We start from the raw sequence: 21,464 nt of genomic DNA, 5'->3' as shown, positions 1-21,464 counted from the left end.
GCCGGACGCGCGCGCAGGGGCGGCCCGGGGCTCTCGGCAGGGAGCCGCTCCGAGGAGGGGCCCCACGGCGCAGAGAAGCCCAGTCGACGACGAGACGTCCCGGCAACGCGGAAACGCCCCCGCGAGCAGGACTCGAGCGGGGGCGTCCCTCCGCCGGATCCGGCGGGAAGAAGGGGGCGGCACCCATTGGGGGGAACAGGTGCCGCCTCGGCGGCGCTGGATTGGGGGGAATCACTTGCGCCGCTGGGCCGAAGTTCATTCGGCCGTATGCAACTGTAGGGGACGGATCGCGATTCGCCAAGCCCGGATCCTGTTCTCTGCGGACTCTTATCCGACACCCGCCCCGCACCCAGCTTGCGGCGCTCGGCGATCCGCGCTGGAGGCGGGCGCTACGGTGGTGCGACGCCGACCGCGCGGGCCGGCGAACGTCTCACTCGCGAAGGAGCGAATCGCAGATGTCCACTCCCCCCGACGCCCCGGCCGCCGACCGGAACGCCATCGACAACCTCCTCCACGAGACCCGCCGGTTCCCGCCGCCGGCCGATCTCGCCGCCGGAGCGGTCGCGACCGCCGCGCTCTACGACGAGGCCGCGGCCGACCGCCTCGCCTTCTGGGCCGACCGGAGCCGCGAGCTCCTGCACTGGCACCGGCCGTTCACGCGCACCCTCGACTGGAGCGAGCCCCCGTTCGCGAAGTGGTTCGACGACGGTGAGCTGAACGTGGCCTACAACTGCCTCGACCGCCACGTCCTGGCCGGCCACGGCGACCGCGTCGCCCTGCACTGGGAGGGCGAGCCCGGCGACTCCCGCTCGATCACCTACGCCGAGCTCACCGCCGAGGTGAAGCGCGCCGCGAACCTGCTCACGAGCCTCGGCGTCCGCGCCGGCGACCGCGTCGCGATCTACCTGCCCATGATCCCGGAGGCGGTCATCGCGATGCTGGCCGTCGCCCGGCTGGGGGCGGTCCACTCCGTCGTCTTCGGCGGCTTCAGCGCCGAGAGCCTGCGCGCGCGCATCGACGACGCGGAGGCGACACTCGTCATCACCGCCGACGGCGGCTGGCGCAAGGGCGCCGTCTCGCCCCTGAAGCCGGCGGTCGACGCCGCGCTCGCCCTCGGCGGCGAGTCCAGCGTCCAGCACGTCCTGGTCGTGCGCCGCGGAGGCAACGAGGTCGCCTGGCACGAGGGGCGCGACCTCTGGTGGCACGAGGAGATCGTGACGGTCGACGCCGACCACGTCGCCAAGCCGTTCCCCGCCGAGCAGCCCCTCTTCATCCTCTACACGAGCGGCACGACCGGGAAGCCCAAGGGCATCCTGCACACCAGCGGCGGGTACCTCACCCAGGTCGCCTTCACGCACCGCGCGGTCTTCGACCTGCACCCCGAGTCGGACGTCTACTGGTCGACCGCGGACGTGGGCTGGATCACCGGGCACAGCTACGTCGTCTACGGCCCGCTCGCCAACGGCGCCACCCAGGTGATGTACGAGGGCACTCCCGACAGCCCGCATCCCGGCCGCTGGTGGGAGATCGTCGAGAAGCACGGCGTGACGATCCTCTACGCGGCTCCCACGGCGATCCGCTCCTTCATGAAGCTCGGCCGGCAGATCCCGCAGCGCTTCGACCTCTCGAGCCTGCGCCTGCTCGGATCGGTCGGCGAGCCGATCAACCCGGAGGCGTGGGTCTGGTACCGCGACGTCATCGGCGGCGGCCGCACCCCCATCGTCGACACGTGGTGGCAGACCGAGACCGGCGCGATGATGGTGTCCCCCCTGCCCGGGGTGACGACTCTCAAGCCCGGGTCCGCGCAGGTCGCTCTGCCGGGGATCTCGATCGACGTGGTCGACGACGCCGGGACGCCGGTCGGCGCCGACGAGGGCGGACTGCTCGTGATCACCGAGCCCTGGCCGGCGATGCTGCGCGGCATCTGGGGCGACCCGGAGCGCTACGTCGAGACCTACTGGTCGAAGTTCGGCGACCGCTACTTCGCGGGTGACGGAGCGCGTCGCGACCAGGACGGCGACCTCTGGCTCCTGGGGCGCGTGGACGACGTGATGAACGTCTCCGGCCACCGCCTCTCGACCGCCGAGATCGAGTCGGCCCTCGTCTCCCACCCGGTCGTCGCCGAGGCGGCCGTCGTGGGAGCCGCGGACGAGACCACCGGCCAGGCCGTGGTCGCGTTCGTGATCGCGAAGGCGAGCCAGGCCGAGGCGCTGGCCCACGGACACGACGAGCTCGAGGCCACCCTGAAGGCGCACGTCGCCGAGCACATCGGCGCGATCGCCCGCCCGAAGCGGATCTTCGTGGTGCAGGAGCTGCCCAAGACCCGCTCGGGGAAGATCATGCGCCGGCTGCTGCGCGACGTTGCGGAGGGACGCGCCGTGGGCGACACGACGACGCTCGCGGACACGCAGGTGATGGCGGTGATCTCCTCCGCGATCGCCGCGGACTGACCGGGCACCGCACGCCCCCTCCCGCCGCGTGGGCAGGAGGGGGCGGTGCGTCAGTCGAAGGCGACGATCAGCTCGACCTCGACGGGAGCGCCGAGGGGCAGCTCCGCCACCCCGACGGCCGATCGCGCGTGACGGCCGGGCTCGCCGAACACGTCGCCGAGCAGCTCCGAGGCGCCGTTGATCACGCCGGGCTGCCCGGTGAAGCCGGAGGCGGACGCGACGAAGCCGGTGAGCTTCACGATCCGCGTCACCCGGTCGAGCGACCCGATCGCGTCGGCGACGGCCGCGAGCGCGTTGAGGGCGCAGGTGCGGGCCAGCTCCTTCGCCTGCTCGGGCGACACCTCGGCGCCGACCTTGCCGACCAGCGGCAGAGAGCCGTCGACGAAGGGGATCTGCCCGGCCGTGTAGACGAGGCCGCCGTGCACGACGGCGGGGACGTAGGCGCCGGCGGGGACCGCGACCGCCGGCAGCTCGACGCCGAGCTCCGCGAGACGCTCGGCGATCACGCGCCGGCCTCGGCGACGGGGCGCTTGAGGTACGCGACGAGGCCGCCCTCGGGACCGGTCACGATCTGGACCAGCTCCCAGCCCTCGGATCCCCAGGTGTTCAGGATCGCCGTGGTGTTGTGGATCATCAGCGGGGTGGTGATGTACTCCCAGCGCGGGACGGACATGGCTCTCCTCGGGTGCGGCCGGTGCGGGACGACTGCTGAGCGCCGCGCGTCGGCGGGATGAGCGCCGCGGCTCGTCCGAGCGCGGCGACTACGCTGATTCTATGTCGGGGCAGGGCGGGACCAGAGTCGTGAAGACCATCGGGGGCGCCGTCGGCGGTCTGATCGGCATCGTCGCCATGAGCGTCGTCGCGGGAGTCCTGGTGGCCGCGTCGGTGACGCCGGCGATCGCGCTGAGCGGCATGGCCGCCGGCAACACGGTGGAGATGTTCGACAACCTCCCCGAGTACCTCGAGATCGGCACGCTCGCCGAGAAGAGCGACGTGTACGCGAAGGACTCCTCCGGCGGCGACGTGCTGCTCGCCTCCTTCTACGCCCAGAACCGCGTCGAGGTGGGCTGGGACGAGATCTCGCCGTTCGTGAAGGACGCCGTGGTCGCCTCCGAGGACCCCCGCTTCTACGAGCACGGCGGCATCGATCTGCTCGGCACCGTCCGCGCGGCCGCGACGACGGCCATGGGCGGGGACGTCCAGGGCGGCTCCTCCATCACGCAGCAGTACGTCAAGAACGTGCTCGTGCAGAAGGCGGAGGCGCTCAGCGATCCGATCGAGCGCGACGCGGCCTACCGCGAGGCCACGGAGACCGCTCCGGAGCGGAAGGTCGCCGAGATGCGGCTCGCCATCGGGCTCGAGAAGGAGTACCCGAAGAACGACATCCTGCTGGGCTACCTCAACATCGCCCTGTTCGGCGGCACCGTCTACGGCGTCGAGGCGGCCGCCCGCTACTACTTCGGAGTGAGCGCGAAGGACCTCTCGCTCGCGCAGTCCGCCGCGCTCGTCGCGATCGTGAACAACCCCGAGAAGTTCCGCTTCGACCGGCCCGGCGACCCGGCGAACCCCGCCGCGGAGGGCTACCCGCAGACCCGGGACCGGCGCGACTACATCATCACCCGCATGGACCTCGAGTCGAAGGTGACGTCCGAGCAGGCGCAGGCGGCCGTCGCCGAGCCCGTGACGCCGAACATCACCGAGCCGAGCACCGGCTGCCAGACGGCCGGAGTCGCGGCCTTCTTCTGCGACTACGTCACCTGGGTCATCAAGAACGACGACGCGTTCGGTGCGAGCCAGGACGAGCGCGACGCCACCTTCAAGCGCGGCGGCTACCGGATCTACACGACCCTCGACTCCGACCTGCAGCAGGCCGCCGTCTCGGCCACCGACGACTGGGTGCCCAAGTCGATGGCGAACGTGAACATCGGCAGCGCGAGCGTCTCGGTCGAGGTCGGCACCGGCCGCATCCTCGCGATGACCCAGAACAAGGACTACTCCAACGATCCGGACCTGACGGGCCCCAACTACACGAGCGTCAACTACAACACCGACTTCGGGTACGGCGGCTCCTCGGGATTCCAGGTCGGCTCGACCTACAAGGTGTTCACCCTCGCGGAGTGGCTGCAGGAGGGGCACTCGCTCGGCGAGAGCGTCGACGGCACCCGCCGCGCCTACACGACCTTCCGTGACAGCTGCGAGCCCGACGGCGTCTACTACGGCGAGTCCTGGAACCCCGGGAACGACGAGGGCGGCAACGGAGGAGTGACCACGGCCCTGCAGGCCACGACCGGCTCGATCAACACCTCGTTCGCCGCCATGGCCCAGCAGCTGGACCTCTGCGGCATCCGCAACACGGCGCTGGCGATGGGCGTGCACCGTGCCGACGGGACCGAGCTGCAGAAGCTCGCGCCGACCATCCTCGGCACCAACGAGATCGCTCCGCTCACGATGGCCACGGCCTTCGCCGGCTTCGCGAACAAGGGCACCGTCTGCACGCCCATCGCGATCGACCGCATCGTCGACCGCACGGGCGCCGACGTCGCGCCGCCCGCCTCCGAGTGCAGCCAGGGGATGTCCGAGGAGGTGGCCGCGACCGCCGGCTACGCCCTGCAGCAGGTGCTGACGGGCGGCACCGGCGCCCCCTCCAACCCCCGCACCGGGGTGCCGCACATCGGCAAGACCGGCACCACGGACGACGCGCTGCACACGTGGATGGTCGGCGCGAGCACCGAGGTCGCCACCGCCACCTGGGTCGGCAACGTGACCGGCTTCACCTCCATGCGCGGATTCAGTCTCAACCGGGTGAACGCCGGTCAGGTGCGCCACCAGATCTGGCCGCGCATCATGCGCGTCGCCGACGCCAAGTACGGCGGGACGGCGTTCCCGGCTCCGGTCCGCTCGCTCGTCGACGCTCCGCAGGAGGCCGTGCCCCAGGTCACCGGCCAGAGCCCCTCTGCGGCGGCCTCACGCCTGCGCTCCGTCGGCTTCACGGTCCGCGTCGACACTTCTCCGGTCCCCTCCGACCGCCCGGCAGGGAAGGTCGCGCAGACGAACCCGCCCGCCGGGTCGCGCGTCTCCCGGGGCGCGGAGATCACCCTGCAGATCAGCGCCGGACCGGGCGCCCCGCCCCGCGCGGGCTGAGCCCCGCACCCCCGGCTGCTCCCGAGGGAGCGTCCGGCAGAATGAACGCGGCCGCGCTCGCGGCCGACGTGCGAGAGAAGGACCCATGACCGGACGCACCCGTCGCCCCCTCACCACCGCCCTCGCGACCGTCGCCGCGGCCGGAGCCGTCGCCGCGGCCTGGGGCATCGGCGTCGAGCGGACGTTGTTCACCGTCCGGCGCACGTCGTTCCCGGTGCTGCCCGCCGGTTCCGAGCCGATCCGCGTCCTGCACGTGTCGGACCTGCACATGGCCCCGTGGCAGACGAAGAAGCAGGAGTGGATCCGCTTGCTCCTCGCCCTGGCGCCCGACGTCGTGGTCGACACCGGCGACAACCTCGGCCACCGCGACGGCGTGCTCGGCATCCGCCGAGCCCTGGAGCCCTTCGCCGGGATCCCCGGCGCCTTCGTCAACGGATCCAACGACTACTTCGGCCCTCGGATCAAGAACCCGCTCCGCTACTTCGTCGGCCCCTCCAAGAACCCCAAGCAGCACGAGGCCGATCTCGACACCGACGGGCTGACCGGCTTCTTCTCGGACGGGCTCGGGTGGGTGGACCTCAACAACCGCGCCGAGAGCATCACGGTGAAGGGGACGCGCATCGAGTTCTTCGGCGTCGACGACCCGCACATCGGCCTCGACCGCATCGACCTCGTCGCCGGAGCCGTGGACGAGCTGCGCGGCGCGGAGGACGGACCGGCCGGGGTCAGCATCGGCGTGGCGCACGCGCCCTACCAGCGCATCCTCGACGACTTCGTCGCCCGCGGCGCCGAGGTGATCCTCGCCGGGCACACGCACGGCGGGCAGGTCTGCGTCCCGGGCTTCGGCGCCCTCGTCACCAACTGCGACATCCCGCGCGACAAGGTCGCCGGCTCGACGACGTGGGACAACGGACTGCGCAGCTCGTACCTCAACGTGTCCGCCGGAGTCGGCACCTCGATCTACGCACCGGTGCGCTTCGCCTGCCGGCCCGAGGTGACCCTCGTCACGCTCACTCCGGCGGCCTGACGAGGGGTGTCCGACGGCGGTCCGGAAATCGGCTACTATTGTCGAGGCTCGTGAGCGGTTCTCCGTGATGAGCACACCGGGGTGTGGCGCAGCTTGGTAGCGCGCCTCGTTCGGGACGAGGAGGTCGTGGGTTCGAATCCCGCTACCCCGACCGGTGAGAAGCCCGGCCAGGATCGATGATCCGGCCGGGCTTCGTCGTTCCCGGGGCGTTCTCGGAATTCTGCTGTGGCGGGGCTCGCCCGCAGGCGGATGCTCGCCCGGGCCGGAGCCTGGTCGACGACGGAGCCGGCGCGATCACCGCCCCGCGCTCTCCGGCTCGAGCACCCCTGACGGCGTCCCGAGCGTCCTGCGCACGGGCGTGCCTCCAGCCCACTCCCCCGCGCCTCCCGGCCCGATCCCAGCAGCCGGGAGCGAGACTGTTCTTCCGCCGTCGTCGCCGCCCCCGCCCGACGACCGACGAGAGGAGCACCGTGACCCGGTCGCTCACCCGCCTCACCCTCGCCATCAGCGTGCCCTACGTGGTCGCGCTCGCAGCCATCGCCTTCTGGCCGACGCCCGTCGATGCGGGAGTGCGGGGGGATCTCGGCCGGGTGACCTCCTGGTTCGCCCGGCACGGCCTCCCGATGGTCGACTACGCGTTCATCGAGTCGACCGCCAACATCGCCCTGTTCGTGCCCCTGGGGCTGCTCCTGGCCCTCAACCTGCGGCTCCGGAGGGCGTGGGTCGCTGTGGCCGTCGGCGCCGTCGTGAGCTCGCTGATCGAGGCGGGCCAGCTGCTCTTCCTCTCGGCGCGCTTCGCGACCGTCGACGACGTCGTGATGAACACCTCCGGCGCGCTTCTCGGCGCGGTCGCCGGCGTCCTGCTCCGGATGGTCGTCCGCGCACGACGACGCCGGAGGGCGGCGGAGTGGGACGACGCCTTCGCGCACATCCCCCTCCGCGGCACCTCCGGCGTGGTGGCGGATCAGCCGAGCCGCGTCCGCTGAGACGACGGCTCCGCCGCGTCAGCGGCCGAGGCCGCGGTACTCCCAGCCGGCAGCACGCCAGGCGGCGGGGTCGAGGCAGTTGCGACCGTCGACGAGGAAGGTGTTGGCCACCTTCGCCGCCGTGGCCGCGGGGTCGAGGGCGCGGAACTGCTTCCACTCCGTCACGACGACCACGGCGTCGGCACCGGCCAGCGCCTCGTCGACGTCGGTCGTGTAGGTGATCTCGGGGTAGCGGCGGCGCGAGTTCTCGATCGCCTCGGGGTCGGTCGCGACCACGGTCGCACCGAGGTCGTGCAGGCGAGCGGCGACGTCGAGCGACGGCGAGTCGCGGATGTCGTCCGACTCCGGCTTGAACGCCAGACCGAGCACCGCGATGCGGCGGCCCTCGACGGAGCCGCCCAGGCCCTCGGTGACGAGGTCGACGACGCGCTGACGGCGACGCAGGTTGATCGCGTCGACCTCTTTGAGGAAGGCGACGGACTCGCCGACGCCGAGCTCGTCGGCGCGGGCAGAGAAGGCGCGGATGTCCTTCGGGAGGCAGCCGCCTCCGAAGCCGATGCCCGCGTTCAGGAAGCGGCGGCCGATCCGCACGTCGTAGCCGATCGCGTCGGCGAGCTGCGTGACGTCCGCGCCGGTGACCTCCGCGATCTCGGCGATCGCGTTGATGAACGAGATCTTGGTCGCGAGGAAGGCGTTGGCCGAGACCTTCACCAGCTCGGCGGTGGCGTAGTCGGTGACCACGAGCGGGGTCTCGGCCGCGAGCGCCGTCGCGTAGACCTCGTCGAGGGTCGCCTTCGCCGCTGCTCCGGCCTCGCCCGCAGGCACGCCGTAGACGAGCCGGTCGGGGCTGATCGTGTCCTTGACCGCGAAGCCCTCGCGGAGGAACTCGGGGTTCCAGGCGAGGGTCGCACCGGAGGAGGCGATGCGGTCGGCCAGGCGGGCGGCGGTGCCGACGGGGACGGTCGACTTGCCGACGACGAGGGAGTCCGCCTCGAGGTAGGGCAGGAGACCGTCGATCGCCGAGTCGACGTAGGTCATGTCCGCGGCGTTCTCGCCCGGCTTCTGCGGGGTGCCGACGGCGACGAAGTGCACGGCCGCACCGGCGGCGTCGGCCATGTCGGTCGAGAAGCGCAGGCGCCCGGAGGCGACGCCGGAGGACAGCAGCTCCGGGAGGCCGGGCTCGAAGAACGGCGCGGTGCCGGCGGCCAGGGCGTCGATCTTCTTCTGGTCGACGTCGATGCCGATGACGTCGTGGCCGAGCTCGGCCATGGCGGCAGCGTGGACGGCACCGAGGTAGCCGCAGCCGATGACAGAAAGCTTCACAGGGGTTCTCCGAATCGTGGCGGGTTCGTGTCGCGGTCGCGACGGTGAGGAGGAGCGATGCGATGCGGCGAGGCGTCAGCGCGCCCGCGGACGCGCGACTACCGCCGCGCCAATGCTCTCAGATCGCGGGAGACGTCGGCGACAGCCGCCGCGATCTGCGCCGCCACGCGCTCGTGCACGGCCTCGCTGCGGCCGATCGGGTCCTCGATGTCGTCGCCGCCCTCGCCCCGCGGGGCGCGCCCGCGGTGGGCGGCGGCGAGCCGCACGACGGCGCGGAGCCGCGCGGCGGGGTCCTCGACCGTCGGCAGCGGCACCTCCCGCAGCACGAACGGCAGCACGCGGGCGAACTCGAGCAGCGTGAAGCCGCGGAGGAGGAGCGACGGGAAGCGCCGGGAGGCGTCGACCAGGTGGTCGCGCGTCATCGTGAGCAGGAGGTCGGCGTCGCCGACGATCGCGTCGCCGAGCACCGCGCTCGTGTGCGCGGCCGGGTCTCCCCCGTGCTGAGCCGAGAAGCGGGCCGAGACCGGGTCCATCGGCAGTCCGTCGCGCGTCCTCACTCCGGCGCTCGTGAACGCGAAGAGCGGACCTCCCGCGGGTGATGTCGCGTCGGCGAGTGCGGCGCGCAGCAGCTGCTCCGCCATCGGCGACCGGCAGATGTTGCCGGTGCAGACCGAGAGCACGGTGAAGACGGGGGCGGCGGAGGCGGCGACCGGTTCGTCCGGTCGCCAGCTCCGGCGGGCGGGGCGGGCGGAGTCGTCTCCCGGGAAGATCATCGCGGGGCGCTCAGGCCGAGGTCGACGCGGGCTCGGGCTCGACGGCCGTGTCCGGGCGGGCACCCGATCGCTCGGAGCCGTAGTAGCTCGTGTAGTAGTAGCCGTAGCCCCGGCCGACCTGGCCGCGCGCGGGCACGCGGTTGAGGATCACGCCGAGGGTGTGGCCGCTGACCCGCTCGATGTTCTGGATCGCCTTGCCCAGCTCGTCGGTCGTCGTCCTGCCCGCGGAGATGACCACGAGCGCGCCGTCGGTGCGGGCGGTGAGGATGGCGCCGTCCGTGACGGGCAGGAGCGGCGGCGCATCGACGATCACGATGGCCTCGCGAGCGATCTCGTGCAGGAGGATGTCCATGCCGTTGGAGCCGAGCAGCTCGGACGGGTTCGGCGGGATCGACCCGGCTCCGAGCACCCAGAGGTTGCCGGACGGGCCCCACGGCTGCAGGACGTCCTGCAGTTCCGCCTTGCCGATCAGCAGGTCGGTCAGGCCGACGCCGGGAACGAGGCCGAACGACTTGGCGACGGTGGGCTTGCGGAGGTCGCCATCGACGACGACGGTCCGCTGGCCGGAGGCGGCAAGCGTCACCGCGAGGTTCGCGGTCACCGTCGACTTGCCGTCCGAGGGCAGCGGGCTCGTCACGACGATGATGCGCGGCGGGCTGTCGATGTTCATGAACTGCAGGTTCGTGCGGAGCTCGCGCAGCGCCTCGGCGAGTGCGTGCTTGCCGTCGGCCTTGATGTAGTCGGTCGTGTCGGCCTCGGGGACGATGCGGTTGGTCTCGCTGAGGCGCTTGTCGACGGGGAGGGTGCCGACCACGGGGAGGTCGAACAGGCGCTCGACCATCTCGGCGGTGCGGATGCGCCGGTCCAGCGTGTTGCGGACGAACGCGTAGACGAGACCGAGGACGAGGCCCGCGAGCGCGCCGACCGCGAGGACGAGGCGCAGGTTCGGGAACGCCGGCGAGGACGGGAGCGCCGCGGCCTGCAGAACGGTGAGGGAGACCGTGTCGCCGACGCCCGTCTCCTGGTTGACCTGCTGCACCTTGGTGGCGATGGCCGCGACCCAGGCGTCGGCGAGCTTCTGCGCGCCCTCGGGGGTGGAGGCGGTGGCGCTGACCTTCATCACCGGGGCGACCGTGTCGGCCTGCACCGTGATCGCCGAGATCAGCGTGGCGGGCGAGACGTCGAGGCCGAGGCTGTCGATCGCGATCTGCGCCACGTCGCGCGAGGTGGCGATCGGGACGTACGTGGCGAGGCTCGACTTGGCGACGGACTGCGCGATCTGCTGCGTGTAGATCGCCTGGCTGTCGTCGGCACCGGTGGTGGCGACGGAGACCAGGCCCTGCGAGTCGGCGACGTACCGCGGCTTCTGCGTCAGCGACCAGCCGAAGGCGACGAGAGTGCCGAGGAGGATCGCCGCGACGATCGGGATCCAGTGGTCGCGCAGCAGCCGGAGGACGTCTCGAAGTTCCACAGAGTCAGATTTCCTTCGCTGGTACGGATCACGCGGCGGGCGCCGGCGACGGGTTCTTCCGAATTCTGACACAGCGCTTCCGCGCCCTCGGCGCCAGGCGCGTCAACCGTGCCACCTGTCGGGGGTGGGCTCCGGCGGAGTCCCTCTCGTGATCACTCCGAGGCCCTCGAGCTCGACGACCGCCGACTCGACGACCGCCTCCGCATCGACGCCGGCGGGCGGCGGGCCCGCCTCCTCGAGCACCGCGGCGACGAGACCGGGCAGATCGGAGCCCCGGCCGGCGTGGCGCCAGATCGTCGGGCCGATGCCGGACAGGCGCACGAGGGTGCCGCCGCAGAACACGAGCAGCTGGCCGTCGGCGAGCTCCACCGCGTCGTCCGCAGGGGTGCGCAGGACGGTGCCGGGCAGGGCCTCGCCCACAGGGTCGAGCTGCACGGAGACCACGTCGGACCAGGCGGACGGGGCCTCGGCGCCGAGGGACGCGAAGACCTCCTCGACCAGGTGCACCACGCTCGCGGCCTCGGAGTAGACCAGTCGCCGGACGCCGCCCAGCGCCGAGAGGGTGCGGACGAGATCGGCGATCGGCCGCGGTCGGGCCGAGAGGTACGAGGTCTGCGGCACCAGATCCTCGATCGCGTCGACCGGGTCGACGTGCTCGAGGAAGGGCGTCCCGACGCCGTCGCGGCGCTCGAGCAGGAGGACGCCCGCCAGACGCAGGGGCGCCTCCGGGACCGGTCGGAGGGCGAGCGACCCGGGGGCCAGCTGCGCCTTCGGCGCCGATCCGGTCAGCGGCTTCACCGACAGCGGCTTGGGATAGGGCAGGACGCGCCCCTCCGGGGTCACGCCGACCGTCTCGTCGGTGACGTAGCCGAAGCGGGACCCGAGCGTCCGGGCGATGGTGGTCTTGCCGGTCCCGGAGGCGGCGACGAAGGCCAGCACGCGGCCGGACTCGTCGGAGATCCCGCAGGCGTGGAGCATCAGCAGGTCGGCGCGCCGGGCGCCGATCGCCTCGAGGGTCAGGGTCGAGGTCAGGGACTCCTCGAGCTGCGCGAGCGTGGCGCTCGAGACCCGGGGCGAGCCGTCGACCGGGACGGAGGGATCGTGCCCCACCTCGGCGAGGACGTCGCGTGCTCCCGCGTCGGGCTCGGACGCGCAGGCGGCCCAGCTGTCGGCGATCCGCGCCGCGTCCTCGTCGCCGACGCCGCGTCCGAAGACCACGCGGAACGGGGTCTCGAGGACCGAGACGGACAGGGTGCGGGGCTCGGCGCCCCTCCCCCCGGCGATCAGTACGCCCCGTCGCGGGCGAGGACGGCGCGCGCGGTCTTGAAGAGGATGACGATGTCGCCGGTCATCGACCAGTTCTCGACGTAGTACAGGTCGAGGCGGACGGTGTCCTCCCACGAGAGGTTCGAGCGTCCGCTGACCTGCCAGAGCCCGGTGATGCCCGGCTTCATCAGGAAGCGGCGGTGCACGTGCTCCTCGTACTGCTCGACCTCGCGGGCCAGCGGCGGGCGGGGGCCGATCAGGGACATGTCGCCGCGGAAGACGTTCAGGAACTGGGGCAGCTCGTCGAGGCTGAAGCGCCGGAGGATCGCGCCCACCCGGGTGACGCGCGGGTCCTTCGCCATCTTGAAGAGGATCGAGTTCCCCTCCGCACGCTGCTGCGACGCGAGAGCCGCCAGTCGCGCCTCCGCGTCGACGACCATCGAGCGGAACTTCAGCATCTCGAAGGTCGCGCCGTTCAGACCGATGCGCTCCTGCCGGAAGAGCACGGGCCCGGGGCTGGTGACCTTGACCAGCACGGCGACGACGACGAGCACCGGCGCGCTGAGGATGATCAGCATGGTCGACGCGAGGATGTCGAAGAGGCGCTTGGCGAACCGCTGGCGGCCGTCGAAGCGCGGGGTCTCGACGTGGATCAGCGGAAGGCCCGCGACGGGGCGGGTGTGGATGCGCGGACCGCCGATGTCGGTGAGGCTCGGCGCCACGACGAGGTGCTCGCGCCCGGGCTCGAGCGTCCAGCTCAGCTCGCGGATCCGCTGCGGCGCCAGCTCGTCGGAGCTCGTGACGACCACCGTGTCGGCGCCGGTGGCGTCCATCACGGCGCGGACGCCGTCGATCCCGGTGAACCCGTGGACCGCGAGGCCCGAGAGCTCCTGCTCGCTCCGCAGCGCGTCCGCACCGCCGACCGAGGTCGAGACGGCGCCGACGAGCTTGTAGCCGGCCTCGGTGCCGCGGCGCAACTCGCGTGCGGTGTGCAGGACGCTCGCGCGGGAGCCGAGGAGCACGACCTGGCTCGAGAAGCGGCCCGCCCGGCGCTGCCGGGTGAGCCAGGAGCGCCAGACCAGGCGGCCGACGCAGATCAGCACGATCCCGGCGGGGAACGCCGTGATGATGTAGCCGCGCGCGAGCAGGATCTGGAGCAGGTAGGCGATGATCGCGACGATGCCGAAGAGCCAGATGGAGGCGTCGACGACGCGGCGGTACTCGACGTAGCCGGTGCCGACGATCCGGCGGTCGCGCGTGTCGAAGACCTGGAGGGCGAGGAGCCAGCCGACCGACAGGGCGACGGACACCCAGGTGTAGCTGACCGCGATGTCGGCGGGGTTCTTGAACCCCAGGTCCGAGTTCAGGTTCAGGTCGAACCAGAAGAGCTGCGTGCCGAAGACGGAGAGGACGATCGCGACGACGTCCGTGATGAGCAGCCGTCGCCGGTAGTCCTGCTCCCACGACGGCCGACGCCTCAGCGGTGCCCCTTGCGCCGTCATCGTTTCCCCCGACCTTTCCTGCTGCTTCGAAAGGCGTAATTCCGTTTCCGGTGTTGTCACGTCGTCAGGCTACCCACTTCCTCGTTTCGGAGGGGTGTCGCGCCGGTGAGGAACGCTCGACCGGTCACCCGCGGAGCCGGCCGCGGCTCTCCTGGAGGTAGCACGCGCCGCACAGCGACTCGTAGGTGACCGCCGTTCCGTCGATCGCGACCTGATCGCCGTCGAACACGAAGCGGCCGTCCACGACGCGCCCGTTGAAGATCGCTTTGCGCCCGCACCGGCAGATCGTCTTCAGCTCCTCGAGGCTGTGGGCGATCTCCAGGAGCCGCCTGCTTCCCGGGAACGCGGCGGTGCGGAAGTCCGTGCGGATGCCGTACGCCAGGACGGGCACGTTCTCGAGGATGGCGATCCGGAGCAGATCGTCGACGTGCGACTCCGGCAGGAACTGCGCCTCGTCGACGAGCAGAGCACTCACGTCGCGCTTCGACTCGGCCAGCACGCGGGCCCGGGCGGCGGTGAAGACGGCCACCGGGTCCCCGTCGGGTTCGAACAGGATGTCCACCGGACGGGTCACGCCGAGCCGCGACACGATCAGCTCCTCGCCCTTCGTGTCGACGGCCGGCTTGGCCAGCAGCACCCGGTGCCCGCGCTCCTCGTAGTTGTGCGCGGCCTGCAGGAGCGACGTGCTCTTCCCGCTGTTCATCGCTCCGTAGCGGAAGTACAGCTTGGCCATCAGGTCTCCTCGGGGCGGGTCCGGAGGCGGGGCCCCCGGGGTGAGCAGGGGCCGGTCACGGGAGGAACCCGTCCTCGCCGGCGCGGCGGATCAGATCGGCCCGGCGGCTCGCGGGCCTGCCGACGGCGACGTACTTGCGGCGCACGCGCTGCAGGTAGGTCTTCGCGGTCTCGAACTGCACGTTCATCTTGGCGGCGACCTCGGGGGTGCTCGATCCGGACGCGTAGAGGCGCAGCGCCTCCAGCTCGCCGGCGCTGAGCCGTGGGCGCTGCTGCGCCGCGACTCCGGACGGCAGGGGCCGCCACTGCGCGGACGAGACGTCGGCAGAGCGCATCTCGAGAGCGGCGCGGGTCTGCTCCATCACCTCGGCGAGCGGGCGCGACTTCGCCAGGTGCCGCACCGCTCCGGCCTTCAGGGCGCGCTCGCGGACCTCGTCGTCCTCGCTCGCGGAGAGCGCCACGACCGCGGCTCCGGCCGCCCGGCAGGTCCGGATCCGCGCCTGGATCGAGATCGGCTCGCGCAGCTCGACGTCCATCACGACCACCTGGGTGGGGAAGACATCGCTCGTCACCAGGTCGTGCCAGGTGGAAGCGGCCACGACGACCTCGAAGTCCGGGGCGTGGGTGCGGATCCACGCGCTCGTCGCCGCGAGCAGGTCCTCGCGCGGGTCGAGCAGGCCGAGCCGGACCGCACGGGGTGCCGCGTCGCGGGCGCTCCGGGCGGAGGAGCCCGAGGGCTCACCGGAGCGGGTGACCATGCGGACGATCCTAGCCGCGGCCGGGCCCGCCCCCGGCTCAGAACAGCGTCGGCTGCCCGACGCCCGGCAGGATCGCGGCGCGCTCCGGCCCGAGCTCCCCGACCAGCAGCCCGTCGTGCTGGAGGGAGCGCCGCTCGCCGCCGAGGGTCCGCAGCGTCCCGAGCGAACCGAGGGCGGAGGACTTGACGGAGCCGGTGGCCGGGTCCTCCTCGCCGCGCTCGAGCCCGTGCGCGCGCATCAGCGGGCGGATGCGCGCCGAGAGCCAGCGCCGGTACTCGAGAGGCGCGTAGGCGTCGCGGCCCGGGTAGAGCGCTCGGTACTTGTCGACCAGCTCGGGGTGCTCCTGCCCGAGCCACTGCAGGAACCACTCCTTCACCCCGGGCTTGAGGTAGAGGGTCGAGTACATGATCGTGCTGGCGCCCGCCTCGCGGCAGGCCCGGAGCGACTCGTCGAGGTGCGCCCGGGTGTCGGTGAGGAACGGCAGGATCGGCATCAGGAACACCGAGCAGTCGAAGCCGGCCTCCCGTGCCGCGGTGACCGTCGCCAGCCTGGCCGCCGCGGTCGGCGCACCCGGCTCGACGGAGCGCTGGAGGCCCTCGTCGTAGACGGCGATCGACACTCCGAGGTCGACCGGGACGTGCTCGGCGGCCTCGCGGAGCAGCGGCAGGTCTCGCCGCAGCAGCGAGCCCTTCGTGAGGATCGAGATCGGGGTGCCCGAGGCGGCGAGCGCGGCGATGATGCCCGGCATCAGCCGGTAGCGGCCCTCGGCGCGCTGGTACGGATCGGTGTTGGTGCCGAGTGCCACGGGGTGCCGCTCCCAGCTCGGCTTCGCGAGCTCCCGGGTGAGGACCTCGGCGACGTTCACCTTCACGACGATCTGCGAGTCGAAGTCGCGGCCGCCGTCGAACTCGAGGTACTCGTGCGTGGGCCGGGCGAAGCAGTAGGTGCAGGCGTGGGTACAGCCGCGCATCGGGTTGATGCTCCAGCCGAACGGCATCTTCGAGGAGGTGTGCACGCGGTTGAGCGCCGACTTCGCGAGCACCTCGTAGAAGGTGATGCCCTCGAACTCCGGCGTGCGCACCGTCCGCACCAGGTCGGTGAGCTTGACGAGGCCGGGCAGGGCGGCCTCGTCGGCCGTGCCGATCGACTGCCCGCTCCACCTCATGGAGCCATTAGAACATACGTTCGAGCGCGTCGCAGCCGATCAGACCGAGGCGGACAGCTCCAGCGTCTCGGCGGTCGCGGTGACCGTCTGCTCGGCCTTCTCGGGCGCGTCGTTGAGGGTCGAGCCGTAGCTCTGCACCAGCGCGCGGATCCGCGGCTCCCAGGCCTTCATCCGGTCGGGGAAGCACTTCTGCACGATGTCGAGCATGATCGGCACGGCGGTCGAGGCTCCGGGCGAGGCGCCGAGCAGGCCGGCGATCGTGCCGTCCCCTCCGGTGATGACCTCGGTTCCGAACTGCAGCACGCCGCCCTTCTTCTCGTCCTTCTTCATCACCTGGACGCGCTGGCCGGCGGTGATCAGGTACCAGTCCTCGTCGCGGGCGGTGGGCAGGAACTCGCGCAGGGCCTTCATCTTCTTGCCACGGCCGGCGAGCACCTCGCCGATCAGGTACTTCATCAGGTCGAGGTTGTCGCGGGCGACCGCGAGCATCGGGCCGATGTTGTGCGGCCGGATCGACAGTGGCAGGTCGAGCCACGAGCCCCGCTTCAGGAACTTGGGCGTGAAGCCCGCGTAGGGGCCGAAGAGGAGGGACGATTCGCCGTCGACGACGCGCGCATCGAGGTGCGGCACCGACATCGGGGGCGCGCCGACGGCGGCCTTGCCGTAGACCTTCGCCTTGTGCCGGGCGACCAGCTCGGGGTTGTCGGTGCGGAGGAACTGCCCCGAGATCGGGAAGCCTCCGAAGCCCTTGATCTCGGGGATGCCCGACTTCTGCAGGAGGTGCAGCGCACCGCCGCCGGCGCCGACGAAGACGAAGCGGGCGGTCACCGACTGGGGCGTGCCTCCGACGACCTGCTTGAGGTCGAGGCGCCAGGTGCCGTCCTTCTGCCGGGTGATGTCGGTGACCTCGCGGCCGGTGTCGAGCGTGCCGCCGTGGGCGACGACGTGGTCGAACAGCTGGTGGGTCAGCGAGCCGAAGTCGACGTCGGTGCCGGCCGGCATGCGCGTCGCCGCGTAGGGGCCGCCGCCGGCGGGACGCTGCTCCATCAGCAGGGGCGCCCACTCGTGGATGGTCTTGACGCTCTCGGTGAACTCGATGCCGGCGAACAGCGGCTGGTCCTTGAGGGCCTCGTAGCGCTTCCGGAGGTACTCGACGTTGGCCTCGCCGTGCACGAAGGTCATGTGCGGCGCCGGGTTGATGAAGCTGGAGGGCTCGCGGATGTCGCCGGACTCCACCAGGCTCGACCAGAACTGGCGCGAGATCTGGAACTGCTCGTTGATCTGGATCGCCTTGGCCGGGTCGACGGAGCCGTCGGCCGCCTCGGGCATGTAGTTCAGCTCGCAGAGGGCCGCGTGACCGGTGCCCGCGTTGTTCCACGGGTTCGACGACTCCTGCGCGACGTCGCCGAGGCGCTCGTAGGCGGCGATCGTCCAGTCGGGCTGCAGCTGGGTGATGAGGGCGCCGAGCGTGGCGCTCATGATGCCCCCACCGATGAGGGCGACGTCGACCGGTTCCGAGGAGTTCACGAGAGTCGAGTTTACGCTCGCCCGCGGACGCCGCGGCCGGGAGGGGACCCGCTCCCCCATCAAATTCGCGGCTTTTCCACCCGGAGGGGGCCGGAGCGCTCGGCGCCGGCCCCGTCCACGCCGGTCAGGACACGGGCTGCTTGGCCGCGATGAGCTCGGCGATCTGCACGGCGTTCAGGGCCGCGCCCTTGCGGAGGTTGTCGTTGCTGATGAAGAGCGCGAGGCCGCGTCCCTCCGGGGCGCCCTCGTCGGCGCGGATGCGGCCGACGAAGCTCGGGTCCTTGCCCGCGGCCTCCAGCGGAGTCGGCACCTCGCGCAGCACGACGCCGGGCGCGTCGGCCAGCAGCTCGCGAGCACGCTCGGGGCTGAGGGCGGAGGCGAACTCGGCGTTGACGGAGAGCGAGTGGCCGGTGAACACGGGGACGCGCACGCAGGTGCCCGAGACCAGCAGCTCCGGGAGCTCGAGGATGCGGCGGCTCTCGTTGCGGAGCTTCTTCTCCTCGTCGGTCTCGTTCGAGCCGTCCTCGACCAGGCTCCCCGCGAAGGGGATGACGTCGAAGGCGATCGGGGCGACGTACTTGTCCGGCGCGGGGAAGTCGACCGCCGAGCCGTCGTGCACCAGGTCGAGCAGGTGCTCGTCGGCGACGGCGGCGCGGACCTGGCCGGCCAGCTCGTTCGCTCCGGCCAGCCCGCTGCCGGACACGGCCTGGTAGGTGCTGACGATCAGGCGCGTGAGCCCCGCCTCGCGGTCGAGGACCTTGAGGATCGGCATCGCGGCCATCGTGGTGCAGTTGGGGTTGGCGATGATGCCCTTGACCGCCTGGTCGATGGCGTGGGGGTTCACCTCGCTGACGACCAGCGGGACCTCGGGGTCCATCCGCCAGGCGCTGGAGTTGTCGATCACGGTGACGCCGGCCGCGGCGAAGCGGGGCGCCTGCGCGCGCGATCCCGTGGCTCCGGCCGAGAACAGGGCGATGTCGAGCCCCGACGGATCGGCGGTCTCCACGTCCTCGACCACGACGTCCTCGCCGCGGAACGGCAGCGTCGTGCCCGCCGAGCGGGCGGTGGCGAAGAAGCGGATGGACGCGATCGGGAAGTCGCGCTCCTCGAGGAGGCGGCGCATCACCTTCCCGACCTGGCCGGTCGCGCCGACGACGCCCACGTGGAGGGGGGTGCTGCTCATGCTGTGCTCTTTCGTCCGTGCGGCGCGCGGGCCGCTCGTGGCGGGGGGATCGAGGGAGAGGGTACCGGTCGGTCCGGCCGCTCGGGAGGAACGGCCGGATCGCGAGGGTGTCCGGCCGTCAGCGGCCGGTGCCGGCGTAGACGACGGCCTCGTCCTCGGCGTCGAGCCCGAAGGCGGTGTGCACGACGCGCAGAGCCTCGTTCACGGTGTCGGCGCGGGTGACGACCGAGATGCGGATCTCGCTCGTGGAGATCATCTCGATGTTGATCCCGGCCTCGTAGAGGGAGCGGAACAGCTTCGCGGAGACGCCGGCGTTGGTGCGCATCCCGGCGCCCACGAGCGCGAGCTTGGCGATCTGGTCGTCGTACTGCAGGGACTCGAAGCCGACCTCGTCCTTCTCGGCGTTGAGAGCCATGAGGACCGTCTGGCCGTCGGCCTTGGGCAGGGTGAACGAGATGTCGGTGCGGGCGGTGGCCGCAGCCGACACGTTCTGCACGATCATGTCGATGTTGGAGCCGGTCTTGGCCACGATCGTGAAGATCTGCGCGGCCTTGCCCGGGATGTCGGGGACTCCGACGACGGTGATCTTCGCCTCGTTCAGGTCGGCGGCGACTCCGGCGATGATGGGCTCTTCCACGGCTTGTCCGTTCTGCTCGGCGCCGGAGGTCTCGGCGTTGTAGACGATGGTGCCCTCGTTGGGGCTGAAGGAGGAGCGCACGTGGAGCGTGACTCCGTGGCGGCGGGCGAACTCGACGGCGCGGATGTGCAGCACCTTCGCTCCCGCGGCGGCCAGCTCGAGCATCTCCTCGCTGGTGATGCGGTCGAGCTTGCGGGCCTTCTTGACGACCCTCGGGTCGGCGGTGAAGACGCCGTCGACGTCGGTGTAGATCTCGCAGGTGTCGGCGCCGAGTCCTGCGGCGAGCGCGACGGCGGTGGTGTCCGAGCCGCCGCGGCCGAGGGTGGTGATGTCCTTCGTGTCGCGGTTGAAGCCCTGGAAGCCCGCGACGATGACGACGGCGTTCTCGTCGAGCGCCTCGCGGAGGCGGACCGGGGTGATGTCGACGATACGGGCGGCGCCGTGCTGCGCGTCCGTGATCATGCCGGCCTGGCTGCCGGTGAAGGAGCGGGCCTCGAAGCCCATGCTCTTGATCGCCATCGCCAGCAGCGCCATCGAGATGCGCTCGCCCGAGGAGAGCAGCATGTCGAGCTCGCGAGGGGCGGGGATGGGCGTGACCTGGTGGGCGAGCTCGAGCAGGTCGTCGGTGGTGTCGCCCATGGCCGAGACGGCGACGACCACGTCGTTGCCCGCCTGCTTGGTGGCGACGATCCGCTTCGCGACCCGCTTGATGCTCTCCGCGTCGGCGACGGAGGACCCGCCGAACTTCTGGACGATCAGGCTCACGTGCTGCTCCCGTGTCGGTGGCTGGGCCGCCGTCGCGACCCGACGGGCGAGTCTACCGGTCGACCGCATGCCGGAGCGGTCATGCGACTCCGGCGGCCGCGTCAGTTCTCGACGAGCCGGCGGCCCTCGAAGGCGCGGCCGAGGGTGATCTCGTCGGCGTACTCGAGGTCTCCGCCGACGGGCAGCCCGGAGGCCAGACGGGTGATGCGGATGCCGAGGGTGCTGAGCATGCGCGAGAGATAGGTCGCCGTCGCCTCGCCCTCGAGGTTCGGGTCGGTCGCGATGATGACCTCCTGCACCTCGCCGTCCGCGAGCCGCTGCAGCAGCTGGCGGATGCGGAGCTGATCCGGGCCGATGCCGTCGATCGGGCTGATCGCGCCGCCGAGCACGTGGTAGAGCCCGCGGAACTCGCGGGTGCGCTCGATCGCCGGGACGTCCTTCGCCTCCTCCACGACGCAGATGACGGCGCGGCTGCGGCGCGGATCGCGGCAGATCCCGCAGGTCGCCTCCTCCGCCACGTTCCCGCAGATGTCGCAGAAGTGCACACGGCCGCGCAGCTCGAGCAGGATCTCGGCGAGCCGGGTGACGTCGAACGTCTCGGTCTGCAGGATGTGGAACGCGATGCGCTGGGCGGACTTCGGACCGATGCCGGGGAGCCGGCCGAGCTCGTCGATCAGCTCCTGGACGATGCCTTCGTACATGCGGTCGCCTCCTCTCGGGTGGGGCGGACGGCATCCCCTCGGTGTCGACCTCGTCCC

18 protein-coding genes and 1 tRNA gene are annotated in these 21,464 nt (G+C 71.7%); 5 read left to right on the top strand and 14 right to left on the bottom strand.

Going from position 1 to position 21,464, the window contains the following annotated elements:
• Nucleotides 1-455 precede the first annotated feature (455 nt).
• A complete protein-coding gene (gene acs / locus C5C99_RS06835) occupies nucleotides 456-2,450 on the top strand; it encodes an acetate--CoA ligase (RefSeq protein WP_104262897.1) in 1,995 nt (664 codons plus the stop codon).
• Between the two features lie 50 nt (nucleotides 2,451-2,500).
• On the opposite strand, the gene C5C99_RS06830 is transcribed toward acs, so the two are convergent.
• Both C5C99_RS06830 and C5C99_RS17095 read right to left on the bottom strand, forming a co-directional pair.
• On the bottom strand, nucleotides 2,501-2,956 hold the full coding sequence (locus C5C99_RS06830) for a RidA family protein (RefSeq protein ID WP_219813612.1): 456 nt from the start codon (nucleotides 2,954-2,956) through the stop codon (nucleotides 2,501-2,503).
• On the bottom strand, nucleotides 2,953-3,123 hold the full coding sequence (locus C5C99_RS17095; RefSeq protein ID WP_164861113.1) for a hypothetical protein: 171 nt from the start codon (nucleotides 3,121-3,123) through the stop codon (nucleotides 2,953-2,955). The genes C5C99_RS06830 and C5C99_RS17095 overlap by 4 nt, the downstream gene beginning before the upstream one ends.
• A gap of 101 nt (nucleotides 3,124-3,224) precedes the next feature.
• Between C5C99_RS17095 and C5C99_RS06825 the strand changes: the two genes are divergently transcribed.
• The 4 genes from C5C99_RS06825 (at nucleotide 3,225) to C5C99_RS17460 (ending at nucleotide 7,604) form a co-directional block, all read left to right on the top strand.
• Complete coding sequence (locus tag C5C99_RS06825; RefSeq protein ID WP_104339827.1) at nucleotides 3,225-5,591, top strand: transglycosylase domain-containing protein; 2,367 nt, start codon at nucleotides 3,225-3,227, stop codon at nucleotides 5,589-5,591.
• An 85-nt stretch (nucleotides 5,592-5,676) separates the two neighbouring features.
• The gene (locus tag C5C99_RS06820; RefSeq protein WP_104339826.1) at nucleotides 5,677-6,618 is read left to right on the top strand and encodes a metallophosphoesterase; all 942 of its coding nucleotides are present in this window, start codon (nucleotides 5,677-5,679) and stop codon (nucleotides 6,616-6,618) included.
• 77 nt (nucleotides 6,619-6,695) lie between these two features.
• Nucleotides 6,696-6,769, top strand: a tRNA-Pro gene (locus tag C5C99_RS06815).
• A gap of 319 nt (nucleotides 6,770-7,088) precedes the next feature.
• Nucleotides 7,089-7,604, top strand: a complete 516-nt coding sequence (locus C5C99_RS17460) for a VanZ family protein (RefSeq protein WP_258059527.1) — start codon at nucleotides 7,089-7,091, stop codon at nucleotides 7,602-7,604.
• A gap of 18 nt (nucleotides 7,605-7,622) precedes the next feature.
• Here C5C99_RS17460 and C5C99_RS06805 read toward each other — a convergent pair whose 3' ends face one another.
• From C5C99_RS06805 to recR, 12 genes are all read right to left on the bottom strand, one after another.
• Nucleotides 7,623-8,927, bottom strand: coding sequence for a UDP-glucose/GDP-mannose dehydrogenase family protein (locus C5C99_RS06805; RefSeq protein WP_104222179.1), 1,305 nt, complete (start codon nucleotides 8,925-8,927; stop codon nucleotides 7,623-7,625).
• Nucleotides 8,928-9,025: 98 nt separating this feature from the next.
• Nucleotides 9,026-9,700, bottom strand: a complete 675-nt coding sequence (locus C5C99_RS06800) for a low molecular weight phosphatase family protein (protein ID WP_104227254.1) — start codon at nucleotides 9,698-9,700, stop codon at nucleotides 9,026-9,028.
• Between the two features lie 10 nt (nucleotides 9,701-9,710).
• Complete coding sequence (locus C5C99_RS06795) at nucleotides 9,711-11,171, bottom strand: polysaccharide biosynthesis tyrosine autokinase (RefSeq protein WP_181027156.1); 1,461 nt, start codon at nucleotides 11,169-11,171, stop codon at nucleotides 9,711-9,713.
• Nucleotides 11,172-11,273: 102 nt separating this feature from the next.
• The gene (locus tag C5C99_RS06790; protein WP_104227255.1) at nucleotides 11,274-12,389 is read right to left on the bottom strand and encodes a hypothetical protein; all 1,116 of its coding nucleotides are present in this window, start codon (nucleotides 12,387-12,389) and stop codon (nucleotides 11,274-11,276) included.
• A 65-nt stretch (nucleotides 12,390-12,454) separates the two neighbouring features.
• Nucleotides 12,455-13,939 (bottom strand): sugar transferase, encoded by a 1,485-nt coding sequence (locus C5C99_RS06785; protein ID WP_104222171.1) that lies wholly within the window; start codon nucleotides 13,937-13,939, stop codon nucleotides 12,455-12,457.
• 124 nt (nucleotides 13,940-14,063) lie between these two features.
• Nucleotides 14,064-14,672: a thymidine kinase gene (locus C5C99_RS06780; RefSeq protein ID WP_104227256.1), complete on the bottom strand. Its 609-nt coding sequence runs from the start codon at nucleotides 14,670-14,672 to the stop codon at nucleotides 14,064-14,066.
• Nucleotides 14,673-14,727: 55 nt separating this feature from the next.
• Nucleotides 14,728-15,429: a LuxR C-terminal-related transcriptional regulator gene (locus C5C99_RS06775; RefSeq protein WP_104260361.1), complete on the bottom strand. Its 702-nt coding sequence runs from the start codon at nucleotides 15,427-15,429 to the stop codon at nucleotides 14,728-14,730.
• Between the two features lie 37 nt (nucleotides 15,430-15,466).
• The gene (locus C5C99_RS06770; protein ID WP_104233745.1) at nucleotides 15,467-16,594 is read right to left on the bottom strand and encodes an Rv2578c family radical SAM protein; all 1,128 of its coding nucleotides are present in this window, start codon (nucleotides 16,592-16,594) and stop codon (nucleotides 15,467-15,469) included.
• A 39-nt stretch (nucleotides 16,595-16,633) separates the two neighbouring features.
• On the bottom strand, nucleotides 16,634-18,181 hold the full coding sequence (locus C5C99_RS06765; RefSeq protein WP_104339825.1) for a malate:quinone oxidoreductase: 1,548 nt from the start codon (nucleotides 18,179-18,181) through the stop codon (nucleotides 16,634-16,636).
• Between the two features lie 64 nt (nucleotides 18,182-18,245).
• The gene (locus C5C99_RS06760; protein WP_104227259.1) at nucleotides 18,246-19,304 is read right to left on the bottom strand and encodes an aspartate-semialdehyde dehydrogenase; all 1,059 of its coding nucleotides are present in this window, start codon (nucleotides 19,302-19,304) and stop codon (nucleotides 18,246-18,248) included.
• 118 nt (nucleotides 19,305-19,422) lie between these two features.
• On the bottom strand, nucleotides 19,423-20,706 hold the full coding sequence (locus tag C5C99_RS06755; protein ID WP_104260372.1) for an aspartate kinase: 1,284 nt from the start codon (nucleotides 20,704-20,706) through the stop codon (nucleotides 19,423-19,425).
• A 101-nt stretch (nucleotides 20,707-20,807) separates the two neighbouring features.
• Nucleotides 20,808-21,407 carry a recombination mediator RecR gene (gene recR / locus C5C99_RS06750; RefSeq protein WP_104222157.1) on the bottom strand — a complete coding sequence of 200 codons (600 nt, stop codon included), beginning with the start codon at nucleotides 21,405-21,407 and terminating at the stop codon, nucleotides 20,808-20,810.
• Nucleotides 21,408-21,464 lie beyond the last annotated feature (57 nt).

The sequence above is a fragment of the Rathayibacter sp. AY1C4 genome (assembly GCF_002932195.1).
Classification (GTDB): domain Bacteria; phylum Actinomycetota; class Actinomycetes; order Actinomycetales; family Microbacteriaceae; genus Rathayibacter.
The sequence above is the reverse complement of the archived record's forward strand: the minus strand, read 5'-3'. Positions and strand labels throughout refer to the sequence as shown.